Genomic DNA, 9260 nt, shown 5'->3' with positions numbered 1-9260 from the left:
CCCGCCGGGGTCCAAGAAGCCGGACGGCCTCGGCGAGTTCCGCGACCCGGACGGCAAGATCCGCCCGCACAACATGACCGACGAGCAGTACGCCAAGTTCTCGAAGAAGTGGGACGAGATGATGGCGCCGGGCAAGGACAAGTCCTGGTTCTGGTCGGGCGGCCACATCAAGGACTCGGTCGTCGACCCGGCGACCGGCAAGCCCATCACGGAGTCGAAGTACCACGGCTCGATCGAGGACCCGGCGATCGGCATGGCCAAGAAGAACGGCGGCAACACCCTCGAAGGCATCCTGAAGGACAACGGCGTCGAGATGCCCAAGTTCTCGGACAACCACCCGAACGGCGAAAAGGTCTGGAAGGACGCGTCGAAGGCGCTGGCCCACAACGCGGAGGGCGACGTCCACATCGCCCTGCCGAACACCCCGGGCAAGTCGAGCGGCTGGGCCGGCCAGGGCGACGAGCTGGCTTCCCGCCGGCCGAACAACGTGTTCGACATGGACGAGTTCCCGATCCTGCGGCACAACCCGAAGGTGGACAAGGTCATCGCCCACGACACGGACTACCCGGACGCGCCGCCGGTGGTGATCTGGGACCGCACCACGCGCTGACCGGGAGGTTCAGGTTCCGGCTGCCGAGCGGAGGGACCTCGCCCCCTGCGGTTCGTCCTCCGCGGTGAAGAGTGCCAGGTATTGCCGCACCAGGAGGGTGGATGCGTGTTCGCTCCCGAACACCTCTTCGTGCGCGGGCAGGATCTCGTTCAGCAGGCCGATCGCGGCCTGGCTGTGGCCGCACACCCCGGTCGAGTACGCGTACCAGCGCCGCGCATCCAACGTGTCACGGTGGCGACTGCCCAGCACCTCGTCGAGGTCCCCGATCAGCTCCGGAAACACCTTCAGAGCCTTTGCCGCGTGCGGCGAATCGGCGAGGCTCTCCGCGTAAACGAGCTTCACGCGAAGCGTCTCCGGATGTTTTGGTCCGAACCGTTCCCTTCTGTCCTCGAACAACCTCTGGAAAGCGCTGCTCACGCGAAGCTGATCACCGTGCGCGGCGTAGAATTCGGCCGCCTCGTCCGCGCCGGGAACCCCGTGGTCGGCTGCTTCGCGGAAAGCATGAGCGGCGACGTCGTGCTGCAGGATCCGCGCCGCCGCTTCCCCGATGCGGAAGACCTGCCGCGGTTCGGCCCGGCCGATGAGCGTCTGCCACGTCTGTGACGGGACCGGCGCCAGTCCGGGAAGATCCACGAGGTAGTCGAAGGCGATGTAGCGCCCGGAGCCCTCCGCCGGCCGCAACAGGCTGCCGCCACCGTGACTGGTCTTCGTCGCCCAGGCCAGTGCGTCCGCCAACGACTCCGGGCGCGGCACTTCGCCGCCGTGCGCACGCAGGTAGTACCGGGAAAGCTCGGCCAGGAGGTCCAGCGGCACCGGCTCGTCCATCCCCGCCCGGCGGCAATCGACGGCGGCTGCCACCAGGGCGGCACCCCGCGGGTGCGCGGACGGTGCCCAGGCATTGCGCCAGTCGCGGACCAGTTCCGGCCCCGCGGCGAGCACTTCCGCCAGGCCGAACTCCGCGGCACTCGCCAACGCCACCCTGATGCGCGGGTCGTCAGCGCATGCCCGGGCACGCTCGATTTCCGCGTCCGTCCACCGCCTGGACAGAGCGACCACACTCGCCGGCCGCAGGATGTCGCGGGCATCGCGCCACGCGTCCGGATCCGCGCCGGCCACAGCGGTTTCCTCACCGGCGCCGTAACGATCGAACTCGGGGCCGCGCATCGTCGCGGCGACGACGAGGTGGCCCCACCGGCGGCCGAGGAGCCGGTTCAGCAGGATCGGCGTCAATCCCCCGGCCCCGAGGAACCGCTCGAGATCGTCCAGCCACAGCACGCAAGCAGGCGTGCCGGCGGCAGTGGCGAGCACGTCGGTCAACGCCTCGCGGCTCGGCGGCACCAGCAGCACGTGATCCGGGCACACCGCCCGCACGGCCTCGTAGACCGCACGCGTCTTGCCGGCGGCCGACTCGCCGACGACGAGGACGAACCCGCCCCGGCGGAGCAGGCTTCCCAGCTCGTCGTGCCGGTCCCGGCGCACGTACGGCGGAGTCCGGTCGAGCGTCCGCTCACCGGCGACGTGCCGGACGACCGCCTCCGCCGGGTGCACCCCCAGCACGATCGGATCATCGAGATCCCGCACCCGAAGCGGCCGCCCACCGGTGCCCGCGGCGGGCATGCGCCGTGGCCGGGTGTCACGGAATCGCCCTTTCCGGGCACGCCATGATCGAAACGGGAAGCCGCCCACCCAGTTTTCCTCCGCCCGGTTCGGATGAGTCGATCAAATGCACCGCAGGCTTTTCCGGAAAAGATACGGCACCGCGGATTTCCCGTTCGGGACAAAAGCTGGACAGCCGAGCCCGGCGCCCGCTCAGCCGGCGGGCGCAATGACGTTGCGCACGCATTCCCGCAGCAACTCCCGGCGCCGGTCGTGGACCTCGCCGGCCTCCGCTTCCGTGGCGGCGTAGACGTTGCTGACCGGCGACCACGCCATCGACATCGCGATCACCATCGCCATCAGGTCGAACGGGTCGCCCGCCCGGACCAGCCCGGCGGCCTGCGCGTCGGCGATGGCGCGCAGCTTGGGATCGTCCATCCGGTCGGCGTCGTCCACCAGGTGCCCGGCCGGCCGGCGCTCGAGGCGGGTCCACGTGGCGAGCCGGATGAGGTCCGGGCGGCGGAGGTACTCGTCGTAGAGGCGGACCGCCCAGCCGGCGAGGTCGGCGCCGTCGATCGGGACCACGTTCATGATCCGCTCCAGCGAGGCGAAGAAGATCGCGTCGAACAGCCCGTCCTTGCTGCCGAAGTACGCGTACAGCTGAGCGCGGTTGGTCCGGGCCGCCTCGACGATGCGCTCGACGCGGGCTCCGGCGATGCCGTACCGGGCGAACTCCTCGGTCGCCGCGTCGATGATGCGCTGCTTCGTGGCGGCTCCGCGCGAGGTCAGCAGCTTGTCGGCCATGGACGTCACCCTACAACAGAACAGTCGGTTTGCTTTGCTGGCCGCGAGCAGCTAGCGTCGAGCAAACAAACCGACTGTTCTGTTTCTTCAGGGAGCTGCGATGCGGACCACGACCGGCTGGCTGGCCGGCCCCCACGACCCGGCCCTCCGGCGCGCCACGCTCCCCCGGCGTGACCTGCGCGACGACGACATCGCGATCCGCGTGGACCACTGCGGGGTCTGCCACACCGACCTCCACGCGCTCCGCGGCGCCCGGGACACCCCGCTGGTACCGGGCCACGAATTCACCGGCGTCGTGACCGCGACCGGCCCGGCGGTGACGCGGTTCGCGGCGGGCGATCCGGTGGCGGTCGGCAACATCGTCGACTCCTGCGGCCGGTGCGCGATGTGCCGCCGCGGCCAGGAGAACTTCTGCGCCGAGTTCCCGACGCTGACCTACGGCGGAACCGACCGCCACGACGGCTCCCCCACGCTGGGCGCGTTCTCCCGCGAGTACGTCGTCCGCGAGGACTTCGCCTACCGGCTCCCCGAGGGCCTCGACCCGGCGGCCGCGGCACCGCTGCTGTGCGCGGGCATCACGGTCTGGGAGCCGCTGCGCGCACTCGGCACCGGCCCCGGCACCCGGGTGGCGGTGATCGGCCTCGGTGGCCTGGGCCACCTGGCGGTCAAGCTGGCGGTCGCCCTCGGCGCCGAGACGACGGTCGTGAGCCGCTCGGCCGCCAAGGCCGCCGACGCCGGCCGCCTCGGCGCGCACGAGTTCCTGCGCTCGACGGACCCGGCAGAGTCGGCGGCGGCCCGCGACCGGTTCGACGTCGTCATCGACACCATCGCGGTACCCCACGACCTCGGCCCGTACCTGCGGCTGGTCGCCTTGGACGGCACCCTCAGCCAGCTCGGTCACCTCGGACCGCTGCCGGTCGAGGCCATGGACCTCCTGGTCGGCCGCAAGAAACTGACCTCGGCAGGCAGCGGCGGCCGACCGGAGACGGCGGCCATGCTCGAATTCTGCGCCCGCAACAACATCACGGCGGACGTCGAAGTCGTCCCGTCGGCGAAGGTGAACGAGGCCCTGGACCGCCTGTCCACCGGCGACGTCCGCTACCGCTTCGTCCTCGACCTGTCCGACCTCGAAGCTCCTCCGGCCTAGGACGCCGGAGGGGAGCTCACCCGGAGCACGTTGCCGTCCGGGTCGTGCAGTCTCATCTCGTACATCCCCCACGGGCGCACGAACGGTGGCTCGGCGATGTCGGCACCCCGCCCGCTCCACTCACGGAACAGCCGGTCGACCTGGGCGGCGGCCGGGACGTCCAGGTGCAGCCGGGTGGTGTGCGATCCGGGGAGCTGCGTGAGCATGAGCTGCACCTGATCGCGTCCGACGAGGGCGGTGCCCGGCTCGGTCGGCTCGGTGGCGGCGAGGAACCGGGCCTGCCGGTCGGACCAGCGCCAGCCCACCCGGAACCCGAGCACGTCCGCGTAGAACGCGACGCTCTCGGCCAGCTCCCGCACCAGCAGGTTCGGCCGGCAGGCGAAGAGGTCCACCTCGGCGGAGCGGCCGCGGTCCTCGGCCAGCAACCCGAAGAGCAGGTCGTCGGTCCACTCGCCCTTGAGCCAGGTGTGGCGGCGGCGATGGCCCTCCGGGCGGAACCCGAGCCGCTCCAGCAGCCGCGCCGAGGCGGTGTTCCGCGCGTCGCACTCCGCCGAGACGCGGCGGATCCCGCTCTCGAACAGCCGGTCCAGCACGCACCGCGCGGCCTCGGTCGCATAGCCCCGCCGCTGGTGCGCCGGGGCCATGGTGAACCCCAGGTCGGCTTGCATCCGGTTGGGGTCGACGCACACCCCGACGTCCCCGATCAGCCCGCCGCCGCCGCGAAGCTCGACGGCGTACTGGAACCAGCCGGGCGCCCCCTCCTCCGCGACCGCGAACTCCGCCACGAGACGCCCGGCGTCGGCCTCCGGCACCGGCGCCTCCCACGACTGGTAGCGCGCCACCCCGGGGTCCGAGCGGTACGCGGCGAACGCCGGCACGTCCGCCGCCGCGAACCGGCGCACGATCAGGCGCTCGGTCACCACCGGCAGTTCGTCCACCGGTACAGCCTAAGGGGTCAGCCGAACGTCCACTGCTGGTTGCTGCCGCCGTTGCAGGTCCACAGCTCGACCGGGGCGCCCTCGGCCGTGGAAGCGCCGGTGACGTCGAGGCACAGTCCGGATTGGACACCCGTCACCGTGCCGTTGGAGTTGACGGTCCACTGCTGGTTGCCCTGTCCGTTGCACGGCCAGGTCACCACCTTCGTGCCCGCGCTCGTGCCCTGCCCGGACGCGTCCAGGCACATCGTCGCGCCGCCGAGTGTGGCCGTCAGCCTGCCGTCGGCGGTGCGCGTCCAGGCCTGGTTCGCCTGTCCGTTGCAGCCGGCGATCTGCAGCTGCGTGCCCTGGGTGTTGTTCGGGGCGGCCAGGCACTTGCCCGCGCCGACCGCGTGCACCGGCCCGGTGCCGGTGTTGCTGCCCCCGGTGCCGTACCCCGCCGCGACGATGTTGGCCTGGACGGCGTTCTCGGTGGCATCCGACGGGTAGCCGGACGTCATGACGCCTTCGTAGAAGGTGCCGGCGGAGCCGATGCTGTTGTCCCCGCCGGTGCCCAGGATGATGGCGCCTTCCTTGCGCATCGGGTTGTAGCCGGGCACGTTGGGCCGGACGCCGTCGTAGAAGGTGGACACGCCGCCGGACTGGGCGTTGCCGCCGCGGATGGCCCACCGGTTCGGGCCGCCCTTGACGATCGCCGTGAGGTACCGGTGGCTGATGCTCGGGTCGTTGGCGTTGTAGCGCTGGTTGACCCCGGAGAACAGCCCGTTCTCCAGGTCGGCCATGATCCACGGCCCGTTACCGGCGCCGTAGCCCCAGACCTTGATGTTGCCGAAGTAGATGGCTTCCATCGTGCCGTTGCCGTTGTCCCGGCTGTTGCGTTCGGCGTTGCCGTAGTCGAAGCAGCAGCCGCCGTTGTAGTGCGTGCCGTCGAAGATCGCGTACATGCCCTCCGGCTGGTCACCGGTCGCCGTGCCGGTGGCGTTGTTGTTGCGGTACCCCGTACCCGGTGCCACGAACACGCCGTACGCCTTCTGGCCGCCGACGGTCGTCGGAGCGGCCGTCGCGTTGGCGAGGTTGTCGTACCCGCCCGGTGCCGGGCCCGGGAAGCCGCCCGGCGGGGCCTGGGTCAGGTGGTTGCCGCGGCCGGACTGGTCGTAGATGACCGTGATCAGGCACGTCGTCCCGGCGCAGAACGAATCCTGGGCCGCGGCGTTCGCGACGCCGCCGGGGCTCAGGACGCCGATGTCCCGCGTCGTGTTATCCGAAGCGCGCCGCACTTGGTAGAGCGAGCCGCTGTACGCGCCGTACAGCGCCCGGGTCGTCGCGTGCGCGGCGACGCACGGCGTCCCGCCCGCCGCGTAGATGTCACACGGTCCCTCGGCGGCGGCCTGTGACGTCGTCGCCGTGCCGGCCAGCGCACCCGCGGCGATCACCACGGCCGGCCACATCCTTCTCCAGCTTGCCTTCATCGACGAACTCCTTTGTCCGTTCGGAATGTGGCTAGCTCCGCGTCCACTTCTGCGCGTTCCCGCCGGTGCACGCCTGCAGGGTCACCGGCGTGCTGTTCCCGGTGCCGCCCCCGTTCGGCGCCAGGCACAGTCCGGATTGGACACCCGTGATCGTCCCGTCGGCGGCGGCGTTCCACTGCTGGTTGGTCCCGCCCGAGCAGTCCCAGATGATCACCCGGGTGCCCGCGGACGTACCCGCGCCCTCGGCGTCGAGGCACTTGCTGCCGTACACCTGGAGCTGCTTGCCCGACGTGAGCGTCCACTGCTGGTTGCCACCGCCGTTGCAGTCCCACAGCGTCACCTGCGTGCCGTTGGTCTGGGACACGTTCGGGACGTCGAGGCAGCGGCCGGCCGCGGTGTTGCGCAGCACGGACGTCGACCCGCCGCCCGAACCCGCCACGGCGAAGTTGTCGAACTGCGCGGTCTCGCCGACGCTCGTGCCGATCCCGACCTGGCCGGCCGGGAAGGTGCTGTCGGTGACCGTGCCGACCACCGTGCCGTCGACGGACGCGGTGATGGTGCTGCCGGAGAAGCCCAGGGACAGCTTGTGCCAGCTGCCGGTGCCGAGCGCGGTCGTCGTGCCGGTGCGCAGGGTCGTGTTCTGCTGGCTGGTGTTGTTGCGCCGGATCGACCACGCGCCGGTGTCGCTCACCCGGAAGTAGTACGCGTTCAGCGCGCCCTGGTTACCGGTGTCCTGGGAGCCGGCCCGGCCGAGCAGCTCGACGTAGCCGGACTTCTCCAGCAGCACGTCCGTGCTGAGCGTGTAGTTGCTCCAGGCGATGTTGCCCAGCAGCGCGTAGGGATCGACGAACTTCTTCCAGGGGATCGTCTTCTGCGTGGCGGACTGGCGCACGCAGGTGCCCGCGCGGCCGGCGCCGCAGGCGGCGGTCTCGAACGCGCCCTCCATGTCCATCAGGTACTTGGCTTCCTTGCCCTTCGCGTACCCGTCGAAGTCGTCACTGTAGGGCAGGTTCAGCGAACCCTGCGGCGGGCTGGTCGCGGTGCCCTTGCCCTGCCCGGTGGTGGTCGTGATGGTGTAGAGGTAGCCGGGCTGGGCGGTCAGGGAGAAGGCGCCGCCGGACGGCGTGATGTCGGTGCTGTGGACGAAGTGGTCGGCCGGGTTGTTCGAGTTGAGGTTGGTCGCCCACACGTGCACCTGGCCGGTGGACAGCCCGCCGGTGACGTTCAGGTTCAGCGTCTGCGCCGAAGTGGCGTCCATCGTCTCGATGACCGTGCTGTAGTCGGTGTTGTTGGGCGACTTCAGCGAGACGTAGCTGCCGTTGGCCCGGTTCCCGCCGAGGTAGCCGCTGGCGGAGTCGAGGTACTTCCAGCCGGGCGCGGTGAACTGCGTCGTGTGGGCCAGCGCCCACGAGTCCTTGCCGACCGAGTAGTAGCCCGACCACGGCTGGTTCGCCAGGATCAGCCCGACCGTCGGCCAGGGGATGTTCGGCGTGACGGCGGCGATCAGGTCCCAGTTGAGGTACGCGGTCATCTTGCCGTCGAGGTAGACGCGGTTGATCCCGCGGGCCAGCGGCTTGGCGCCGTCGTTGTAGTCCTGGGAGCCGTTTTCGCTGGACCACAACGTCTTCCCGGTGTTGGTGACGTTGGCCGGCACGCTGCAGGACGTCTGCGCGCTGAGGTAGCCGCAGGTGTAGTGGGCGCTGAGCACGTCGGTCGCGTTGCGGTAGGCCGTGTTCGTCGAGATCGCGCTCGCGGGGCCCCAGTCCCCCGGCCACGAGTCACCGGAGATGACCTTGACCGCGCTGTACCCGTTGGCGTTGAGCGCATTGCGCAGGGTCACGGTCCAGTCGGCGCTCCACTGCTTCTCGTTCTGGACGCTCGTGAGGTAGTCGATGGTCAGCCCGTGCTGCTTGGCGCACCCGAGCCAGGACAGGTAGTAGTCCGTGAGGTCGTTGGAGAAGAACGTCCCGTTGCCGATCCAGCCCGGCGCGCCCCAGGGCAGGCCCACGAGCTTGATGCCGGGGTTGCGCAGTTTCGCCTGCTCCATGATCCACCACTCGTACCCGCGGTTGCAGTCGAGATCGCCGCGGAAGTGGGCGTGGCTGGGCTCCGCGCCGCTGGTGGAGTTGGTGTCCCCGCCCATTTCCACCTTGAGGATCTGCAGGGCGGCCCCGTAGCCGGGCTTGAACAGGTAGTCGAGGATCTGGCCGCGTTGCGGCTCGGGGTAGTCGATCAGCAGGCGGCTGTTGCCCCCGCCGCCGCTGACCGCGCCGACGCCGTCGAACGTGCGGCCGCCCGAACCGCCGTTGATCGTGATCGAGGTGGCGGCCTGGGCGGCCGGTGCCGCGGCGACGACGCCGCCGGCCACGGCCAGGAGCACCGCCGCTGCCGCGGTTCCCACGCTCCGGAACATGGTGGTCCTCACTTCCGACGAAACTCTCGGTGCTGCCGGCGAAACAATCGGTCGGTCGGCGAACGGGGAAAACGCGCTCGTCCAGCCGGGAAACCGTGCAGGAGAACCCTTCTCCGCCGGTGGCAAGCACGCGCTGCGTTAACGCTAACAGCGACCTCGGCGCCGAACAACTGTCGCTGTTCACACCGATGTAATTTTCCGGACGGCGGACAACGGCGACGCCGGGCCCCTTTCCCGGGCCGCCTTCCCCGGCTACAGTCTCCGCTGACTGGGAGCGCTCCCAGTC

7 protein-coding genes are annotated in these 9260 nt (G+C 70.5%); 2 read left to right on the top strand and 5 right to left on the bottom strand.

From position 1 onward, the window contains the following. Positions 1-610, top strand: a 610-nt coding sequence (locus CCN39_RS50150) for a hypothetical protein (protein ID WP_158104508.1), incomplete at its 5' end; no start/stop codon positions are given. 9 nt (positions 611-619) lie between these two features. Here the strand turns inward: CCN39_RS50150 and CCN39_RS15130 are convergent. Then, positions 620-2089 (bottom strand): hypothetical protein, encoded by a 1470-nt coding sequence (locus tag CCN39_RS15130; RefSeq protein ID WP_143264043.1) that lies wholly within the window; start codon positions 2087-2089, stop codon positions 620-622. 330 nt (positions 2090-2419) lie between these two features. After that, positions 2420-3010 carry a TetR/AcrR family transcriptional regulator gene (locus tag CCN39_RS15125; protein ID WP_086842489.1) on the bottom strand — a complete coding sequence of 197 codons (591 nt, stop codon included), beginning with the start codon at positions 3008-3010 and terminating at the stop codon, positions 2420-2422. A 100-nt stretch (positions 3011-3110) separates the two neighbouring features. Between CCN39_RS15125 and CCN39_RS15120 the strand changes: the two genes are divergently transcribed. Then, positions 3111-4157, top strand: a complete 1047-nt coding sequence (locus CCN39_RS15120) for an NAD(P)-dependent alcohol dehydrogenase (protein ID WP_086842487.1) — start codon at positions 3111-3113, stop codon at positions 4155-4157. Here the strand turns inward: CCN39_RS15120 and CCN39_RS50145 are convergent. Genes CCN39_RS50145 through CCN39_RS15105 form a run of 3 tightly spaced genes read right to left on the bottom strand, consistent with a single transcriptional unit; the run spans position 4154 to position 8962 of the window. Continuing rightward, on the bottom strand, positions 4154-5095 hold the full coding sequence (locus tag CCN39_RS50145; RefSeq protein ID WP_158104507.1) for a GNAT family N-acetyltransferase: 942 nt from the start codon (positions 5093-5095) through the stop codon (positions 4154-4156). The genes CCN39_RS15120 and CCN39_RS50145 overlap by 4 nt on opposite strands. Positions 5096-5112: 17 nt before the next feature. Continuing rightward, positions 5113-6561, bottom strand: a complete 1449-nt coding sequence (locus tag CCN39_RS15110) for an arabinofuranosidase catalytic domain-containing protein (protein ID WP_353526766.1) — start codon at positions 6559-6561, stop codon at positions 5113-5115. 31 nt (positions 6562-6592) lie between these two features. Further along, positions 6593-8962, bottom strand: a complete 2370-nt coding sequence (locus CCN39_RS15105; RefSeq protein WP_244210793.1) for a ricin-type beta-trefoil lectin domain protein — start codon at positions 8960-8962, stop codon at positions 6593-6595. Positions 8963-9260 lie beyond the last annotated feature (298 nt).

This window comes from Amycolatopsis kentuckyensis, from assembly GCF_002155975.1.
Classification (GTDB): domain Bacteria; phylum Actinomycetota; class Actinomycetes; order Mycobacteriales; family Pseudonocardiaceae; genus Amycolatopsis; species Amycolatopsis kentuckyensis.
The sequence above is the reverse complement of the archived record's forward strand: the minus strand, read 5'-3'. Positions and strand labels throughout refer to the sequence as shown.